This is a genomic window from Polaromonas sp. UC242_47, assembly GCF_044452385.1.
Taxonomy (GTDB): Bacteria; Pseudomonadota; Gammaproteobacteria; order Burkholderiales; family Burkholderiaceae_C; genus Polaromonas.
The window spans coordinates 1-16725 of the sequence record NZ_JBIOAO010000002.1 but is presented as its reverse complement, the minus strand read 5'-3'; the positions used below and the strand labels follow the sequence as shown (position 1 = coordinate 16725).

Genomic DNA, 16725 nt, shown 5'->3' with positions numbered 1-16725 from the left:
CTTTAGAGTCCTGCAGGGTTGGTGGCCCCGGCGCTGACCTTGACGCTTGACATGGGCGTAGTCAGCGTGGTGCTGGCAGAAGCGCGCTCATCGGTCACCCGAACGTCCACGGCCAGCTTGCCTTCGCCCAGCTCGATCTTCGTGGTCTGGCCCATGGCCATGGCCTGGTCGGCGATGCTAGGGGTTGTTAGGCTCAAAAGGCGCGGGTCGTTGTAGCCCTTGCCTCTCAGTCCATCCCCGTTTTTACGAGCATCAGCCGCATTGAGCGTGGCGATGTCCGCGTCGCTTGTCATAAACAGTTCGCTGGCCAACGCCAGCCCTGAGCCGATCCAGCCCAGGCTGCGCATTGCGCCTGCCACTTCCCCCCGGCGCTCGCCCCGGCTGCGGGCGTAGCGCCCTCCAACACGGGGAAGGCGCCGGGAGAACCTCCGGCACGTGGCAGCCCACCCCCTGGCCCGCCAAACCCCGGAAGTCCCCCAGCATTCTTTGCCCCTAACAAACCAAGAACGGCCAGCGCAGTTGCAGCGCCGCCAGCGGCTGCGGCAAGTCCGCCGACAGCCAGCTTTGCGCCTTCGATGTACTGGGCGAACTCGGGGTATTTTTGGTAAAGCGCGGTTGTGCCCTCGGCAAATTTGCCAAGCACCGCGTTGAGCCCACCAGTGCTGCTGGTCTGCGCAAAAAGCTCCGAGTTGGCCTTTTGCTGCATCTTGTAGTCATTGGTCTGGGCGATGGTCTCGAAGTCCTGTCCGCCGATCTGGCCCTTGGCCAGGCCCGTGGCAGCGATCTGATCCTTGTAATAGTCGCGGTTGTTCCGCAGCGCCACCAGCGCCTGCATGGACTGCTGGTTGTGGAACAGCTTTCCCAAGGCGCTACCCTGAAAAAGCGCCGCCTGCTGTTGCATGATTTCTTGCTGCTCGGGCGTGTACAGCGGCTGGCCACCTTTATCTCTGGCAATGCCCCCGGCCTTCAGCTTGTTATCAAGGGCCATGTAGCGTGGGTCACTGTTTGCCACGCGGTCGGCAAGGCCAACGATGCCGGTGATCGCATCGCCGCCTTCGGCAATATGTTTGGCAATGGCGTCCGAAGGGCTGATGCCAAGTTTCTTGGCCGCCGTCATCAGCGCGTGGCCATTGATCATGGACAGCAGGTCTTTAAAGTTCGTGCCCGCCTCGTCCTTGGTGCCAGCGGTCAGACGAGACGTTTGCACGCCTGCCAGCATGGACTCGTAGCCCTTCATGCCGCGCAGGCCCGCCATGCTACCCGCAGCGCCGACCTGTGGCATCCACTTGGCCAGGCTGTCGAACTCCATGCTGCCCCCCTTGGTTGACTGCAGCGTCTTGTCCAGCATCAGGGGAATGTCCTTTGCGTCGAGCTTGAGCGACCGCAGGCCGTAAATCACGAGCTGGGCGATGTTGGCCGGATCAGCGTTGCCCGACGTCGCGTATTTCTGCATGTGCGGCAGCACGGATTCCACAACGTCCTTGTCGATGTTGGCCGCGTACAGGTCGTTCATCGCCTTGAGGGCCGAATCCCTTGTCCCGCCGCCGCTGCTCACGGCACTTTCAATCTGCTTGTTCATGGCCGCCATACCCTGCTTGCGTGAGCCGTATGGGAAGGCGATGTTGGCCGCGTCAGCCAGAGAGCGCTCATAGGTCCGTTCAATCTTGAGCGGCTCCGCCAAAACCGCTTTAGCCGCCTGATAGCCCGCAAACCCTGCAGCACCGGCCTTTCCCAGCTTGACGGCCGTCGCGCCCAGCCGTTCCATCCGGGCGTGCGCATGGTCAACCGACCGCGCCAGGCGCTGCATGTAGCCGATCTGCCGCTCGGTGCCGGTGTTGTTCAGGAAGCGCAGGTAAGCGGTGTCCAGCTTCACAAAAGACCCCGTGGTCTTGTCCACCGACGACTTGATGGCGGCTTGCGACTGCTCCAGCGCCTGCGCCTCGGTGCGCGCCTTGGAGCCGATGTTGCTGGCCAGCTCAAGAAAATACTTCAGCTTTAACTCACGCATGGCGGGTCATTTCGATTTGGTCAATTGCTTGACCATCGCCTTAAGTCTGGCCTTCGGCAGAACTTCCAGCGAAGTCGGCGAGCAGTGAAGGGCCAGACTCAGGAAGGTCAGCAACCGCTCCCACTGTTGGAGCCTGGCCCGAATGCTGTGGGGGCGAATTGATCGGCTTTGACGCGCCAGCGACGGCGCTGTCAAACTCAGCCTGCGTGATGTTGCCGTACCGCACTTCGCTGGCCAGTGTCAGCAAGAAGATGCGCTGTTCGATCAGCTCAAGGTCGCGGGACGAGAGCCTGTCGTACATATCCAGATCAATCAGCCCCCGCGGGATCACCGTGTCGTCGCAATGAAACGATTCGATGTGCAGCATGTTCAGCACGTGTTTGAAATTGGAGTCACTGACCAGCAGCTTCCAACCACCGCCCACCATCATCGCGCGCTCGGACAGCGCCTCGGCCTTGCGTTCGTCGGCTACGTTGGTGTCGCGCAGGCTGACGACCTTGTAGAGGATGTCCTTGCCGCCGCTTTCCAGCTTGAGCCCGTCGGCTAGAACGAGTTTGTAGAGGTTGTCGATCCGCACTGCGGGGGACGACTCGGCATTGGGGGTGCTTTGTTCGGTCATGCATGCAGTGTCCGGCTGCAGGCGCTTTGGGTCTTGGTGAAACACTTCACCGCGCCAATGAAAAAGGCCGGTATTACCCAGCCTTCTTCATTTCGGTGCGACTTGCACCAAATCGCAAACTATCCCTTTAGAGCCATTGCGGCTCAGAAAGCACGTTAAACGTGATGTCCACCGAGCCGCCGCCGAGGTCGCCCATCTCGCCGAAGCTGCATTTGGTCATCAGGCAGCGGCGGCCAGTCTGGCTGTCGCGGGCCGTGATCTGGATGCCGCGCAGCTTGTTGTAGTCGCCCGGCTGCTGGTTACTGCCGAACTGGATTTTTGCCTTGAAGATGCGCGGCACGCGGGCGCGCTTTTCAAAGTCATCACCGCTGGCGCTGGGCACCACGGTGTTCGTGAAGCTCGCAAAGCCGGAGGCGATGCCAGAGCCGTCTTCGAAAGGCAGTGGTTTTCCATCGACCGTGATCTGGTCGATGTGCAGCAGCATGTTTTCAGTTCCCATTTATCTCTCCTGAAGTTGAAAGGTTTGTTGCTGCCTAGACCTGGCCAGCGATGACGTTGCTGGTGATCTCGGTCTGGTAGTGCTGCGTCACGATGACCGGCTCGTCCAGAATCTTCAGCTTTTCGTTCGGGCCGTCCACCTCGACCACGATCGTCTTCTGGTAGTAAGGCATGTTCTGGCACAGCCCGGCATCGCAGAAGAGCTTGTACAAGCCGAGCATGATTTCCTCGCCCAGCTCCTTGGTCATGATCTTCTGGCCAGGGATCGGATCAGTGATGTACTGCGCCAACTTGTAGCCGGTGTACTTCGTCTGAAACTCGGTCACCCGGAACCAGCGGTAGTAGCTCATGGTCTTGATCCACATCAAGTTCGCCATGCTGCGGTCGGGCGCGCCGCCCGCCGTCTGCGTGTAGTTCGTCACCATGCGCCAGAGGCGACCCGTGCCATCCTGGTCGATCTGCAACGGTGAGCCGCCAAGCGCCAGCAGGTTGCCCTTTTGGTCGTCGGTGAGGTCGTCGCCCTGTTTGGGGCCAACGTAGCCGACCAGCAGCGATGTGGGTGGGATGGCCGGGTCAATGGCTGCGCTGCTCTCGATGGCGGCACCAGCCATGGCGGCGGTTTCCCAAGGGCTGGTCAAGTCCTTGCAGGTGGTCATGGTGTGCACGTGCGGGCTGTTGCGGGTCGAAAGAAGCGTTGTCAAAGCGCTTTCGGTGCCACGCGCTCCGACGACGATTGCGCCGTCCCGCATGTTGTTCTGCAACCAGCGCACGGCCATTTCGGTTTCCAGCAGTCCCATGTTGGCGCTGTCAGTGAAAGGGTTCACGATCTCGGTCGCACGATAGCCCAGCATCTTCTGGATGACCGGCGTCACGTCCGGTGCGACCGCACCTGCGGTCATAGCCGGGAGAGTGACGGTCAGGCCAACCGGCAGGTAGTCGTCGGCATAGTGCTGCGTGACCAAGCTAATGTCATTGCCGGTAGGGCCGCCCCATTTGCAGGTAACAACCACCTCGCCGGGGTTGGCGTTCGTCGCGGCGGTCACGGGCAGCTTCGGAATGGCGCTGATTGCGGCAGCCAGCTTGGCGGCAATCGTCGTCGGCGTGTCCGAGGCGATAACGCCAAAGCTGATGCGCTGGCTGGCGATGTAAAACATGAACTCGCCAGAAGTCCCCAGCGTAGCGCCTGCGGTCGCAATGACCACCGTGCTACTGGCCTTGACGGCCGCGGTGCCTTCAGCAATGCAAATCGTGTCAATGGGCAGGCCACGGTCGGCGTTCGCTTTCGCGGCGCGCCACAGGATCAGCATCAGCGAGCCTTCACCGAACAGAGTCACAGCGTCGGAGTCCGTCGTCACTGTCAGGATGGAGTTTGTGGCGGCGGTGCCGGCCGCCAGCTTGTGGGCGATCAGCAGCACGCGACGGGGCATGCCGCGCATGCCGCGAATGGCGCGGGAAAAGTCAATCTTTGCGGCGACGCCCGGCAGCAGAAAGCCGAGGCTAAAGAGGTTGGGCAGTGACATGGGTAGGCTCCAGTTAAAAGGTTTTGAAAGGCGTTTGAGGCCGCTTTAAGTTCCGCTTCAGCTCACGCGCACCAGGCAGCCGTCTTCAAGGCGTCGCAGCGTGGTGACCGTCACCGTTTGCGGCGTCTCCTTACCTTCCTCGAAACGGGCGCCGGTTTCGTTGTTGACCAGCACCTGGCCCTCGGCAACCATCACGCCGCAGGTTGAGCCCAGCGCAGGCATGGGTAGCGGCGTCTTCGGCTTGCCGCTGATGCCGATGGTTCCAGCGGCCAGCGCGGCGATTTGTGATGTAGCGGCTTGCGTGTCGTTTTTGGCCATGTCAGCTCCTTTAGGGTTTTTCAAAATCAATTTTTTCCTGCACATCGGGGACGATGCTCGTGTCAGGCGTGTCGCCAGGCGCTTGGCCGCCTCGGGCGGTGTCGTAAATCTCGACGTGGCGCATGTTCGGCCTGTCCGCGTAGGGCACATCAGGGCGCTCCTGGTTGAGCGGGATCACGCCCTTGGCGCACTGATACCAGTCCACCATCCAGAGCGCCTGCCCCTGTTCATCGACGGCGCGGTTGTAAAGGTTCTCGCACGTCGGCTCATCGTCCAGTCCCACGATGGTGACGCCCTGCGCCTGTATGGCGCTGGCGTAGGGCTGTTGAGCCATAGGCGCCCACTGGCGCAGCAGCACAGACAGGTCTTCGGCCAGGCGCATCGCTTCCGTCATGCGCGCCTCGCGGCTCTTGGCGTTCTTGGTCACCACAAAGGCGACCATGCGGTGGTTCTTGGCGTGCCGGCCTGTCAACCGCCCGCCCTCGTCCGGCTTCTTCCAGCCGAGCAGGCTGATCAGGATGGCCGGGCAGTTGTAGCTAACGTTTTTCATTTCAGCGGTCGAGAACTCACCCGCGTAGGCGCGCACGTCCTTGACCTGCGCCTTGGTAAAGCTGGCGCGCACGTAGGCCACGGCCTGTTCAAGCAACAACACGCCGCTCATTGGATACGCCCAATCGCGGCGACCATGAAGTCACCGATGGCGCGTTCCTGCGCGGGCGCCACGCCCAGCACGGGTCTGGCCGTCATGGTGAAGCGGTGGCCGAGCCGCCCGGTCTCGCCGCCAAAGTGATGGATGGCCGCATAAATCAGCGCCGAGCCGATCTCTACGCCGCTGCCCGCGAGCTGGTAGACGTAGCTGTCATACAGATGGTGCCGGTCGATCAGCGTCTTGCCTGCGGCGCGCACGTTGCCCCTGACACGACCCTTGCTGCGGTTGTTGGCCTTCCAGTGCGTGGTGCGGCCCTGCGCGGCTTTGCTGGGCGGCATGGCGGTGCCGTCAAACAGGCGCTGACCGTCGAAGTTGTCCTGCACGTTGCCCAGCATGTACTCGCCGATCTCGCGGCGCACGGCGATGAAATGCGAGTTGTTGAGCCGCTCAAGACCGCGCAGGTGCCGCGTGATGGGCGTGGTGTCCAGCGTTTGCTTGATATGGGTAGATTGGGAGCCCGCGCCCCAGACCGAATAAACGCCGCTCATCGTGCCACCTTGTGCGCGGCCCAGTTGTAGGAGCTGGCGGCCGGTCCGAAGCGGATGCGGCTTTTGCCGGGCAACGTTTCACCAGCCGGATTGACCAACTGAACGGTGCCGCGTGACACGTCTTTGAGCCAAGCGCGCCACGTGTTGCAGCAATCGTCCATGCGCTCGGTGGCGTTGTCAGGATCATCAGACAGGCTGCAGCGCACCAGGGCCATGCAGCACTCATTAAGCGTGCCAATGTTGACGTCATCGGCCGACAGCGGCAGCGTGACGGCGTTGCGAAGGTAGCCGTCCATGAAGCTGCTGCTCGTTTCGATCTTTCGCACGAACCGCGCCAGCGCCCCAGTAGCAGCGTCCTTTTCCTCCTGGCTCGGCGCACCCGTCCACACTTCTGCAATGGCGTCAGTCAGAAGCTGCTCGGTGAGCAAGTCCTGCTCATCGGCCAGCAGTTGCGTGACTTCCTTCAGACCGTAGGCCTGAATGACTTGCTGGGGCGTGGCGTAGGGCATCAGGCGCGGGCCGTCTTTCGGGCGGCAGTTTTTGCAGGGGCCGTCTTGGTCGCGGGCTTGGAGGCTTTGGCCTCTGCGACCGCTGCTGCAACCGGCGGCGAGATCAGCGTGCCGGCACCTGCAGCGTTTGCATCGGGGCCTGGCGCGGCAGGGCTGCCAACCGCGCTACCGGCCTCTTCGATGGCATCGTCCTCGTCGGTAGCCGGCCTGGCGTGACCCATGGCCTCCAGCTCGTCGGATTGCTGCTGAGTGAGCCCCTTGACGCGGGCGCCGGTCGGGTGGACGCGGCCATTGAACCGAATTGGCTCAATTGCGATGATGTCCACCAGCACCGCCTCTTCGTTTAGCTTTCCCATGTCGTACTCCTGTCAATAAACAAATGGCGGGGGCTTGGGGTTAAGCCACCCGCCTTGCGTTCACCTCTGCGCTTTCGCCAACTCCCGGCTCTGGCGCTTCACAGGTGCTGCCTAGCGGCTCCTTTGAATCCCTACGCGACCGCTGCGCTGAACAAATAGCCCAAGTCTGGAGCCGTAACCAGTTCCTTGACGGACTCGCCGACGCGGACACGCACACCGCCTCGGAGACCGATGTCCGGATCGACAATCTCACCGGCTACGCGGGGGCCGAACTGGGCGGTGAAGCCGAAGGTGATGCCGAATTCGGTGTCAGCGCTCATGTTGCGGTGAAGGATGGCGCAGCTCTTGCCCCAGACCCGCGTCATGGCGGGCGCCTGGCCCTTGCGCGCGGTGTTCAACCAGCCTTCGCCGACGTACAGCTCGTCCAGTTCGAAATGGTCGGCGAACTGGCGGCGGCTGATGATGCCGGCGTCTGTGTTGTTGCCGAAGATGGCCTTGCACATCTTGGGGTGCTGACGCAGCACGGTCCAAACGGCGCGGCCAATGACACCGATGTTGCCCTTCATGATCATGGCGTCTTGTGCTGCCAGGATGTCGGCTTGCGGGTTGCTGTTGGCATAGTCGCTCCATTGGGCTTGGCCGACCAGCGTCTGCTTGTTGCCCGCGCCATAGTTCGCGGCGTTGAAAACCAGGCTGGCGGCGCGTGCTTCGCGCTTCACCAAAATCAACTCGGTCAAACCTTGCGCGGCGCGCAGTTTGGGGTCGGGCATGCCGGGCATTGCCGCAGCGTTCATGCTGTCCGAATTGGGGATGGGATCATCCAGGCCGTGGTCTTCGGTGGAGTCCGGCGTTTCGGTTGATGTGAACTCGACCTGGTTGACCTGGCCTTTGCGGCCGACCTTGGTCTCGGGCGGGCTGAAGAACTCACCCAGTGGGAACTTGTTGTACTTGAAGTTCTGCGCCGCGACGGGCACACGGGGCAGAACGCCATCGGCGATCATGGCCCCATTTTTATAGGCCACTGCGACGGCGCAGAGGACGGGAGTTACTACAAAAGGCGCTTTCGACATGGTTGCTCCTAGAAAATTTGGGTTGGCTTGAGGCTGGTTCGGGTCAGGTACTGGCGGGTGCTATGGCTGTTTAGCCTTGCATCACGCCGGGGGCGATCTGGTAGTCGATGACGTCGTCCAGCACACCGCTCTGCAGAGCGAAGCCGATGATGCGAACGTTGGAGCCGGCAGCCGGTGCCGCCGTGATGCCCTTGGAGGACGCATCGGCGGTGATCGGGTCGCCCCGCGTCACGGCGGCGCCCAACTTCACCTCGCCAGTGCCCGTGGTGGGGTAGTCCACCTGTTCGCCGACGTCCTTACCCAGGGCGTCGTTGGTGCCGATCAGCTTGTCGGTCGCGGCGGTGGCCAGCGCTGCCGAGTTGTCGACGGTGCCGTGCTTGATGATCAGAAAACCGGCGATGGCCGCTTGGGCAAGGACGCTCCGGTGTTGAAGAGGTGCAGACATTGAAATGCTCCTGAAGTGTTCGTGGATGGTTGGAAGGGCGGGGATGGTCGGTGCTGGCTTACTTGGCGTCGGTAGCGGTGCGGATGACGTGTTGCACCGCGTTGGCCGCACTGATGGTCCGGCCTTCTTTTTCTTCAGCCGCCATGAAGTCGTTGGCCGCCTTGGTCACCGCCTCCGTGTTGTTGACGTCCAGCGCGCCCTCGTCGATTACCCGACCATTGCCGCCGATCTTGATGACAGGCGGCTGCGCGGCCATGAAATCCGCAAAAAACTGCGCCGGGGTTTTCTTGCCTTCGCCGCCTTCGGCCTTGGAAAAGCTGAACTCTTGGCCCGCGTCTTCCAACTGGGCCATGTACTCGTACAGGCCGGCTTCGTTGGCGGGCAGCACAAGCCCTTTGTCTTTCCAGCCCTTGATCAGGCCGGCAATGCGGGTTTTCTGCTCGGCCTTCTTCAGGTCGGTCAGTTGAGTTTGGGCGGCGCTGAATTCGGCTTCAGGGACCATGCCCTTTTTGCCTGCGGTCTCGCCCTCGCTGCGGGCCAGTGCCACGGCGGCGTCGAGTTGCTCTTGAGTGATCATGGTTTCGTCCTCGGTCGGTTGGTTGAAAAGGGATGCGGGCTTGTCGTCGTTGAACTGGGCGCGGGCGGTGCTGGCCGCTTCAGTCATCGAGTCGATTTCCCATTGCGGCAGGGTCGCGTCGGCGGCCTCCAGGCCGTCCTTTTCGATCATTCGGTCGCGCAGGCGGCGCAGCAGCTTGGCGGCGCTCTCCAGGCCCCAGACTAGGGAATAGCCAGGCGCGGCGAATTCAAAGCAGGTTTCGTCGTCGGCTGCGAACTCGACCGGCTGCAGTCCGTCGATGGCGGGCGGCACGGCGCCCAGCCAGCCAACATGGCGCACGCGCCAGCCGTGGACCTTGTCCTTAATGACGGAAAGCGAACGGTTGTAATAGGCGCCGGAATCGACGCCAGCCTCAAAGGCCGGGTTGATCTTGTCGAATTTGGCGAACAGGCGCCCGTCGTCTTCCAGCTTGTACTCGGCCACCTGGGCATATGCCGGGGCGGTGTCCTTGGGGTGACCGATGACGGCCGGCGCGGCGCCGAGCTTGTGGTTGTCCACCATCTGCTCGACGTCGGCCTTGCTGAAGGTGACCTGTCGGCCCTTGCTGTCGGTGTGCGTGCCGGTCTTGAAGACCTCGACAAAGCCGCGCAGGCCTTTGACGGTCGCATCAATAGCTTTGGCGACCGGGCTTTTCTTGGTTGGTGCTTTACTCATGCCCCAACTGTGCCCAGACGGTCGCGCTAAATCTTGGTGAAGCGTTTCACCGTATTGGCTTTACGAGGCTCTGGGAAACGCCCTGGACGGGCGTGGTGGCGGTTAGTCGCCTTTGGCTGCCCGCGTTGCCGCTTCGCGGGCCTTGGCGCAATGGGCTTCAAGGTCAGCGCTGACCACTGACAACAGCGTGGCAAGGTCGCCGCGCTGCAATTGAGGGAGGTTTTCCAGAGAGCCCGCCTTGTCATTGGTCGTCAGCTGCTGCACGGCGCGCAGCGCGCCGAGCTGGTTATGCAATTCGTCAACGGCGTCCACCACACGGAATGCACGACGCTGCTGTTCAGTGGTGACATGGATCGCCTGCACTGTGGGCTGATCAAAGGAAACTGCTTTATTCATAAATGCCGCGTCGTCTCAGAAATTGAACAAACGGCGCAACCACATCAAATGGTGGCGGCGGCCCGAACAGGTGTGAGAGACCGGGAGACGCTTGGCGTTACCGGCAGGAGCTTGCGCCCCTCCCATTCGGGCCGCCAAAAACTTGGCGCCCAAAGGAAGAAGCCGCAAACCAGTGCGGGGTTGCGGCCTCTTGCCGCGTCTCAACGGGCTCTCACACCCGGTCGCCCACTTTTTCTGGGCAACGTCGCAATTATGGGTCATTTGCCCGACCAGGCGCCAAAGGCCATTGATCGAACAGAGGCAGTTTTGAGGGTGTTGTGAAATCAGGCCCTTGGCGGGCCTGGAGGCTGTTAGAGCCTCAGTGGTGCCGCGCAGGTCCTGCGCGGCGGTTTTGAAGGGGTTTGCGGCGGTTTTGAAAGCCGTTTCGCTTGCCCGGCCCGGTCGTCAGGCCGGTTTGCCCAGACCGAAGGGGTCGTTGGCTCGCCCGGCGTAGTTCTCGGGCTCTTCAAGCTCATCGAACATATCGCGGGTTTTCATGTCCGTCATGCTGGCATCGCCGCCCATGATGTTGATGGCCTGGCGCCGACTGTAGCCGGTGGCCTCGGCGGTTTCGTCAAAGGTCAGGCCTTGCTCGCGGCATTGGCGCACATGGTCGTGGCGCAGTCGGCGAAGGTAGGCGTCACCCTTGGGCACTTCGAGCATACCGCCGCCCCACTCGGCGACCAGCTTCTCAAAACCGGTCGGGCTAAGCGCCATGCGCAGAGGGTGGTCTTCTTTGGCCTTGTCCGGCTTGGGCACCGATATGCGGGCGCCTGGCATGGAGCCGATCAGGCGCATCGCGTCGGCGTCACCCAACACCCGCGCCAGTTCACGGACGGCCGCAGGCAGCGCCTCGGGCTGGGTGGTGAGTGTGGGGATGTGGCGGGTCATGTCAGTCAATAGATGTTTGCTTTAACGCGCTGACCCAGAGCTTCATGGCCTCGACCAGATGATTCAGTTGCTCGCCAGTAGCGAAGCGCAGCGCGTCCATGGGGCCGAGGCGGTGGGCGGCCAGTTGTTCCTTGCCCCACGCCTCGACGGCTGCGCTGCAGGCCGTGTGCGAAGCCGGGCGCGCCACCGCTCCCGCCTCGGACAGGGCGTACCACATGGCCAGCAGCTTCTTGACCTGCGGCTCGCGGATGAAACCGCGCTCACGGCTGGCCGCGCCGGTCTTTGCGATCACCACGAATCCCTTGGCCTTGAAGTGCTGCAGCAGCTTGTCCCGGCCGGCAGCGTCCAGCTTGGCCGAGCTGCTCTGTCCGGTCAGCTGCAGCATGACAGCGCGGTAGTCGTCGTCCGTCATGCCGTCACGCTTGGCAAAGAAAGCCTTGGCCAACTGGATCAGCACGATCTCGCGCTTGCGGATCACGTCGGTTGTGCTCATAGGGCAGCTTTCAGCGCGAGGATGTAGTCACGGCCCTGCCATGGAGCGACGGCATTACCGAGCATGTGGACGGCGAGCTTGTGGCTACGTGGCAGCACGTAGTCAACGGGGAAGCCCATGCCTGCGCGGTTTTCGTCCTTGGTCAGCATCCGCATGCGGTCGCCGTCAATGACGGCCCAGCGGTCGCGGGTTGTGATGGTTCCAATGGGCCTGTCCAGGCTGCGGCCCGTGGTGCCGGAGCCGCTGCCGTAGTACGGTGCCAGAAAGCGCTCGCCGTGGGCGCGCCGCCCGCTCGCAATACGGGCCAGCGTGTTCGCCGACCGGCCCGGTTTGTTGATGGGCGACCACCGACCGGCGTCAAAGTCAATGAAGGACGACGCGGGCCTGTGCGGGCAGATGGGCACGTTCAACGCAATGGGATGCTTGGACTTCGTGATGGCCAGCATCACGCGTTCGCGGTTCTGCGGTACGCCGTGGTCGGCGGCGTCGGACAGGTGCGGCGCTACCGAGTAGCCCAGCGCATTGAGTGCGGCCACCCACGCCGGGTACAAAGCCCACGACAAGAAGGCCGGCACATTTTCACCAAGTGCGGCCAGCGGCTTCTTGGCTTCGATGGCGCTGATGACGGCCCACGCCGTAGACCGGGCGGCGTCATGGTGTGGGCGCTCTTTTCCACGGGCTGGTGTGTGGCCTTGGCATGCCGACGACGCCAGCAACAAGTCCATATCTGGCACGGCTGACCAGTCTTGCTGGTGCAAGTCTTGGCAGGCGTGTTCCGCCTCTGGGTGGTTGGCCTGGTGTGTGTCCACCGCTTCGCGCCAGTGATTGGCCGCCCAGATCACACGGCACCCGGCCATACGGGCAGCCAGGCTGAACCCGCCCATGCCTGAGAACAGATCGGCGACATTGATCATGTGGTCTCCGGCTTGTTGTTTTCGGCGTGCTCTGCGTCGGTCATGCTCCGGTAGCAACCCTGTCCTTCATCCCATATTTGCGACTCGGCGGCGCCGGTGGGGTCATTCCAGATGGTTGGGCGCTTTGCTGTGTCAGTAGCGCCCTCAATGATCTCGTCCTCGGTCGATTCCTCAACAATGCGGAACTTCACGTCGGGGACCCGTGGGTAGGTGCTGTAGTGCGCGGCGAGCAGGCCCAGACCGTCGTGGGTAAGGCCCCCGTCATGGTGAGCCGCCATCCGGGCGGCGTAGGTGTAGATATCGTCCATCCCGTTGATGTCCCAGAGCCCTCGCTTGAACTGGACGATGTACTCGTCCTCAGTGAGGCCGCCGAACATGGATGGCATCAGCTCAATCTCGATCACCTTTTCAATGGTGACCCGGATGGCCTTTTTCATTGGCACTTGCGGGGCCTGCTGCGTTTCAGTCATGGATTCGCTCCTTTGTTGAAGCCCTGTAAAACGGGATGTGACAGGGCTTTAAAAAAGGCCCCAAGGCCGAAGCCTCGGGGCATAAAGATCAGGCCGTCTTGACGGTTTCCAGCCGTCCGGTCGTGATCAGGGAGACATTCGATTCATTGGATTGCCGCGACCTCTGCAACAACCTTTTGGACTGCCTTGACCCAGCAGGCCTGGTGCCCCGGTTCAAGGTCGGTCCACGGAAAGGGCTTGCCGCCGTTTTGCTTGACCCCTTCCGCCTGGTAGGCCTCATAGGCCGCTTGCGCGAGCTGCTGGAAGGACTTCATATCGAGGCGAGGTCCAGGTGGATCGGGATGTATTCGCCGCTCATGTCGTCGCGGGAATAAAACCGGATGTGTGCCTTGGTGCCGACAGTCTTGGTGCTGTCGCTGATCGCGGCCATGGCCCTGAGCCATTTGGGGTCGTCGATCTTCAGCGAGCGCAGGCCAAGCACGCGGCCCGTGTTGATCTTCCCGGCGCGGTCCACCTGAAAGGCCTGATTGACCAGGACCTTGATGTTGTCGTTGCTGCCCTTCGACCAGGATGCGATGCACTCGGCGATCAGCGACTGGGCGGCCTGCAGGCGCTCGTCAAAGACAAGGTTTTCCTGCATGGCGCGAACGATCTTGAAGCTGCCGTCAAAGTTGAACAGCGTGACGTTGCCCTTTTTGCCGCCCCAGCTTGGCGTCGTACTCTGCCAGGCTGCGGTTGACAAAGTCGATGACGGACTGCATCGCGGTCAGCTTGAAGGCCAGCAGCGCGGCGCTGGCTTTCTGTGCCTCGACGCACAGGTCACGCACCACGCGGTCGCGGTCCTTGTCGATGGCCTTGACCTTGGTGATCGGGATCAGGGCATCGTTGGCGTCGCGCCAGTAGCCTGCAGGCACCGGGTCTTTGGTGAGTTTCTCAGTAGTCATGCTTTCCTCTCAGTTGGTAAATCGTTCCCGCCGCGCTGGGCCGAATAGGCATCAGCACGGACGTCAAAAATCACGTTGCCCGCCATGAACGGGTCCAGCAGCGCCTCGATCACGGCGCTGGGCTCTGCGGCGGTGGTCTCGGCGAGCGTGGTCACGGTGACGGGTGTGCCGTCCTTGGGCAGCAGGGCCAGCAGGCTGATCTGCAGGCCGTCGAATGCAGGCACGCGGTTCATGGCTGCGGCCCCTTGCCTTTGGCGGCCAGCTCGGCTTTCATCTGGCGCACCAGGTGGCTCTCCACCTTGGCGCGTGGCGGTGCCGGTGGCTGTGGGTCGTCTGCCGCTGGTGCCGGAGCTTGTGTCTCTACGCGGTCCAGCACCTCGCCAATGCTTGTGGCGCCGGCCTGGTTGGTACGGCCACGGCGCGTGGCGTCCACCTGCTTTTCCTGCGCGGCCTCGTCCTTGTCGGCCAGGCGCATCAGCACCTGGTAGAGGTAGCCATTGCCCTGCAGCGGCACGCTCAGCGTGCCCTTGTCATGGGCGTCAAAGACGGCCTGAAATGCGGCCTTCCAGCTGTCGCCGTTGACCAGCCAGGTGCGGCCAGTACGCTCGATGCTGTTGCGCTGTATGTCGGCGCCAGCTCGGCGAGCAGCCTGCCGACCGCGCCGATACGCAGCTTTTGCTTGGGTGGCTTCTGCAGACGCGGATCGCGCGCGACCATGCCGCCCAGCGGCAGGCTGTCAGTGACCACGGCTGCGATCAGGTGGCGCACCTGGTCGTCATCGATCATGCGCAGCAGCAGGCCGTCCAGGCTTTCCTCGGCGCGCAGACGCCGCAGGTGTTGATCAGGTTGGCGGTGCTCATGCGGTCGCCCCTGTGCGGCACCGTTCGCGGTTGCTGGCGTCGCCATAGCCCGGCAGCGATGGGTTGGCCTCGGTCACCTGCCACGCGGCGCGCAGGCGGGAAGGCGCAGCCGAGGCGTGGCCAGTCGCGGTCAGCCGGTTGAGGCAGTCTTTCCATTTGGACGGCGTCGAAAACCGGCTTCCAGTGCATGACCAGCTCGTTGACGGTCATCGGCCTGGCCGCACGGCGCAGGCTCAGCCAGACCATGCGGGCGGATTGGTCGATGTGACGGGCTGTGCTGGTCATGGACGTGGCCCCTTCGGGTAGTCCCAAAACAGCAGCAAGCCGCCCATCGCACTCTCGAAGGCATCTCGGGCTTGGGTAGCTGCCCTGCGGCCCATTGAGCGCGGTAGGGGCCTTCCACCACGCCGGGAGCGAATGACGCCGCAGCGCCCGCCATCCAGGCATTTCTGGTCACAGCGGTTGCGGGGAGCGGTGCCGTGCAGGCTCTGCCAATCCTGCTCCGCCTCGATCGGGGCCGTGGTGCGGTCGATGCCGAACCCGGCCACCAAACGGCTCCGCACGGCGCTCGATCCAGTTGGGACGGTGGGCCGCCATCACTGCACCCCCTCGGCGCGTTTCTTGGTCATGAACAGCACCTTTGGCGGCGATGGTCTCGATCAGCTTGGCGCTCAGCGGCACGGTGCCCATCCCGTAGTCCTTGATGGCGGGCAGCAGGTTCTCGTTCAACACGCGGGCGCTGCCTTGGGAGTATTGCCACAGCGTGGCCAGCACTTCGTCGCTCAGGTCTTCCATGCCGAGCGCTGCACGGGCCATGTCGTCGGCGTCGTCGCGGCTGATCGCCTTGATCGTCTCGGGCCACATGCCGACGCGGCTGCGCGCCTGGTCGAACTGGCCATGCTCGGGCTTGATCAGGCCGGTGGCTTTTCCGTGCCGGCCGGCACCACGCCGATCATGGCCATGTCGCGGATGCGGCGCAGGTGCTGCAGCGCGCTGGCGCTCATGTTCTCGGCTTCGTCGGCAATGATCAGGTAGTTGGTTTCCTTGAGGACTCGCACGAGCTCGCAGAACTTGCGGTCAAGGCCGTTCGGGATGGCGTTGTTCGACTGCGTGAGAAGCTCGGTCATCAGAACGCCAGGCGTCGTGTTTGGGCTGACTTCGATGAGCAGCGTCAATGGCTGGTGGCCGCGTATTCCTTCAGGAACCGGCTTTTGCCGACGCCGACGTAGCCCGTGATGACACCGAAGTTCTGCATGCTTGCGGGTGCGGTCGCGCGCCACCACCGACAGCAGCTTGTGCACGCTGCCTTTGACGTAGCCGGGCGTGCCGTGGTCCAGTCGCTCGGTCTCTGTGGCCAACAAGGCCTGCGTGGTGTTTAGCTGGCGTGTGGGGCTGGTGGCGTTCTACCCAGGAACAACGCCCTCGGCTGACTACGTGCCGTTGGGGATGCTCGACTTTTGCAGAGCCAAGCCTTCGACTGTTTGTGATCCTCCAGCCACTTGTTGATGGCTGCGGCCTTGGCGGTGTCTTCTGGCGTTATAGGCGCTGGTCGACCTTCTTGCCCATGGCAGGAAGGGACGGCTGGACGTTTTAGGGGGTGGTAGTTTGTTTGCCTACAGGTGGACAAATCGATCTTCAAAAAAAAAAGCCGACTGCACAGGGGCAGCGGTCGGGAGCAGGCCGGGGCGCAGGGACTCGATGGCGGCCACCTGTGTCTGGGCTGTGATGGGGTCTGCACGGCAGTGGCGTGCTCCTGGCCCCTTGCGTTCGAGGCGCTTGAGCTGGCCCGCAGCGCGGCGGTCGCGGCCTTCCTCAAGACGGCTGGTGGGCAAGACGCCGATGGTGTTGGCCAGCAAGGCTTCCATGACGAAGCGGCCCTTCTCATCGAACAGCCAGACGCGGCTGTCG

At 62.8% G+C, this 16725-nt stretch carries 27 protein-coding genes and 1 pseudogene; 1 reads left to right on the top strand and 27 read right to left on the bottom strand.

The features are described 5' to 3' along the window. Positions 1-2: 2 nt before the first annotated feature. Positions 3-293 carry a hypothetical protein gene (locus ACHMXK_RS20845; RefSeq protein ID WP_397436563.1) on the bottom strand — a complete coding sequence of 97 codons (291 nt, stop codon included), beginning with the start codon at positions 291-293 and terminating at the stop codon, positions 3-5. Next, on the bottom strand, positions 290-1873 hold the full coding sequence (locus ACHMXK_RS20840) for a phage tail tape measure protein (protein WP_397442606.1): 1584 nt from the start codon (positions 1871-1873) through the stop codon (positions 290-292). The genes ACHMXK_RS20845 and ACHMXK_RS20840 overlap by 4 nt, the downstream gene beginning before the upstream one ends. On the opposite strand from ACHMXK_RS20840, the gene ACHMXK_RS20835 reads away from it, so the two are divergent. Further along, positions 1860-2096 (top strand): hypothetical protein, encoded by a 237-nt coding sequence (locus ACHMXK_RS20835; protein WP_397436560.1) that lies wholly within the window; start codon positions 1860-1862, stop codon positions 2094-2096. The genes ACHMXK_RS20840 and ACHMXK_RS20835 overlap by 14 nt on opposite strands. Here the strand turns inward: ACHMXK_RS20835 and ACHMXK_RS20830 are convergent. From ACHMXK_RS20830 to ACHMXK_RS20710, 25 genes and pseudogenes are all read right to left on the bottom strand, one after another. Further along, positions 2049-2627: a hypothetical protein gene (locus ACHMXK_RS20830; protein WP_397436558.1), complete on the bottom strand. Its 579-nt coding sequence runs from the start codon at positions 2625-2627 to the stop codon at positions 2049-2051. The genes ACHMXK_RS20835 and ACHMXK_RS20830 overlap by 48 nt on opposite strands. A gap of 127 nt (positions 2628-2754) precedes the next feature. Beyond that, positions 2755-3126: a hypothetical protein gene (locus ACHMXK_RS20825; RefSeq protein ID WP_397436556.1), complete on the bottom strand. Its 372-nt coding sequence runs from the start codon at positions 3124-3126 to the stop codon at positions 2755-2757. Positions 3127-3160: 34 nt separating this feature from the next. Next, entirely contained in the window at positions 3161-4645 is a 1485-nt protein-coding gene (locus tag ACHMXK_RS20820; RefSeq protein ID WP_397436554.1) for a phage tail sheath subtilisin-like domain-containing protein, read from the bottom strand. Positions 4646-4702: 57 nt separating this feature from the next. Next, entirely contained in the window at positions 4703-4963 is a 261-nt protein-coding gene (locus ACHMXK_RS20815; RefSeq protein WP_397436552.1) for a hypothetical protein, read from the bottom strand. A gap of 10 nt (positions 4964-4973) precedes the next feature. Continuing rightward, positions 4974-5624: a hypothetical protein gene (locus ACHMXK_RS20810; protein WP_397442604.1), complete on the bottom strand. Its 651-nt coding sequence runs from the start codon at positions 5622-5624 to the stop codon at positions 4974-4976. Then, a complete protein-coding gene (locus ACHMXK_RS20805) occupies positions 5621-6160 on the bottom strand; it encodes a phage virion morphogenesis protein (protein ID WP_397436548.1) in 540 nt (179 codons plus the stop codon). Before ACHMXK_RS20805 ends, ACHMXK_RS20810 begins: the two co-directional genes overlap by 4 nt. Then, a complete protein-coding gene (locus ACHMXK_RS20800; RefSeq protein ID WP_397436546.1) occupies positions 6157-6669 on the bottom strand; it encodes a phage protein Gp36 family protein in 513 nt (170 codons plus the stop codon). Before ACHMXK_RS20800 ends, ACHMXK_RS20805 begins: the two co-directional genes overlap by 4 nt. Beyond that, positions 6669-7025, bottom strand: coding sequence for a hypothetical protein (locus ACHMXK_RS20795; RefSeq protein WP_397436545.1), 357 nt, complete (start codon positions 7023-7025; stop codon positions 6669-6671). Before ACHMXK_RS20795 ends, ACHMXK_RS20800 begins: the two co-directional genes overlap by 1 nt. 131 nt (positions 7026-7156) lie before the next feature. Continuing rightward, positions 7157-8095 carry a phage capsid protein gene (locus ACHMXK_RS20790; protein ID WP_397442603.1) on the bottom strand — a complete coding sequence of 313 codons (939 nt, stop codon included), beginning with the start codon at positions 8093-8095 and terminating at the stop codon, positions 7157-7159. 70 nt (positions 8096-8165) lie between these two features. Then, positions 8166-8540, bottom strand: a complete 375-nt coding sequence (locus ACHMXK_RS20785; RefSeq protein WP_397436538.1) for a DUF2190 domain-containing protein — start codon at positions 8538-8540, stop codon at positions 8166-8168. A gap of 58 nt (positions 8541-8598) precedes the next feature. Continuing rightward, positions 8599-9810 (bottom strand): hypothetical protein, encoded by a 1212-nt coding sequence (locus tag ACHMXK_RS20780; RefSeq protein ID WP_397442602.1) that lies wholly within the window; start codon positions 9808-9810, stop codon positions 8599-8601. Between the two features lie 102 nt (positions 9811-9912). Then, positions 9913-10206, bottom strand: coding sequence for a hypothetical protein (locus tag ACHMXK_RS20775; protein WP_397442601.1), 294 nt, complete (start codon positions 10204-10206; stop codon positions 9913-9915). A 444-nt stretch (positions 10207-10650) separates the two neighbouring features. Next, a complete protein-coding gene (locus ACHMXK_RS20770) occupies positions 10651-11136 on the bottom strand; it encodes a hypothetical protein (protein WP_397442600.1) in 486 nt (161 codons plus the stop codon). Position 11137: 1 nt separating this feature from the next. Then, positions 11138-11629 carry a regulatory protein GemA gene (locus tag ACHMXK_RS20765; RefSeq protein ID WP_397442599.1) on the bottom strand — a complete coding sequence of 164 codons (492 nt, stop codon included), beginning with the start codon at positions 11627-11629 and terminating at the stop codon, positions 11138-11140. Beyond that, positions 11626-12543: a DNA cytosine methyltransferase gene (locus ACHMXK_RS20760; RefSeq protein ID WP_397442598.1), complete on the bottom strand. Its 918-nt coding sequence runs from the start codon at positions 12541-12543 to the stop codon at positions 11626-11628. The genes ACHMXK_RS20765 and ACHMXK_RS20760 overlap by 4 nt, the downstream gene beginning before the upstream one ends. Next, positions 12540-13013, bottom strand: coding sequence for a hypothetical protein (locus ACHMXK_RS20755; protein ID WP_397442597.1), 474 nt, complete (start codon positions 13011-13013; stop codon positions 12540-12542). Before ACHMXK_RS20755 ends, ACHMXK_RS20760 begins: the two co-directional genes overlap by 4 nt. A 143-nt stretch (positions 13014-13156) precedes the next feature. Further along, on the bottom strand, positions 13157-13327 hold the full coding sequence (locus ACHMXK_RS20750) for a hypothetical protein (protein ID WP_397442596.1): 171 nt from the start codon (positions 13325-13327) through the stop codon (positions 13157-13159). Next, a complete protein-coding gene (locus ACHMXK_RS20745; RefSeq protein WP_397442595.1) occupies positions 13324-13755 on the bottom strand; it encodes a DUF3164 family protein in 432 nt (143 codons plus the stop codon). The genes ACHMXK_RS20750 and ACHMXK_RS20745 overlap by 4 nt, the downstream gene beginning before the upstream one ends. Continuing rightward, positions 13679-13957, bottom strand: a complete 279-nt coding sequence (locus tag ACHMXK_RS20740) for a DUF3164 family protein (RefSeq protein WP_397442594.1) — start codon at positions 13955-13957, stop codon at positions 13679-13681. Before ACHMXK_RS20740 ends, ACHMXK_RS20745 begins: the two co-directional genes overlap by 77 nt. Next, positions 13954-14190 carry a hypothetical protein gene (locus ACHMXK_RS20735; RefSeq protein ID WP_397442593.1) on the bottom strand — a complete coding sequence of 79 codons (237 nt, stop codon included), beginning with the start codon at positions 14188-14190 and terminating at the stop codon, positions 13954-13956. The genes ACHMXK_RS20740 and ACHMXK_RS20735 overlap by 4 nt, the downstream gene beginning before the upstream one ends. Then, positions 14187-14471: a hypothetical protein gene (locus tag ACHMXK_RS20730; RefSeq protein WP_397442592.1), complete on the bottom strand. Its 285-nt coding sequence runs from the start codon at positions 14469-14471 to the stop codon at positions 14187-14189. Before ACHMXK_RS20730 ends, ACHMXK_RS20735 begins: the two co-directional genes overlap by 4 nt. A gap of 2 nt (positions 14472-14473) precedes the next feature. Next, positions 14474-14863 (bottom strand): hypothetical protein, encoded by a 390-nt coding sequence (locus ACHMXK_RS20725; RefSeq protein WP_397442591.1) that lies wholly within the window; start codon positions 14861-14863, stop codon positions 14474-14476. Between the two features lie 407 nt (positions 14864-15270). After that, positions 15271-15681, bottom strand: a complete 411-nt coding sequence (locus tag ACHMXK_RS20720) for a hypothetical protein (protein ID WP_397442590.1) — start codon at positions 15679-15681, stop codon at positions 15271-15273. A 47-nt stretch (positions 15682-15728) separates the two neighbouring features. Continuing rightward, complete coding sequence (locus ACHMXK_RS20715; RefSeq protein WP_397442589.1) at positions 15729-16175, bottom strand: hypothetical protein; 447 nt, start codon at positions 16173-16175, stop codon at positions 15729-15731. Between the two features lie 255 nt (positions 16176-16430). Beyond that, a pseudogene (locus ACHMXK_RS20710) lies at positions 16431-16725 on the bottom strand (hypothetical protein); the annotation flags it as partial.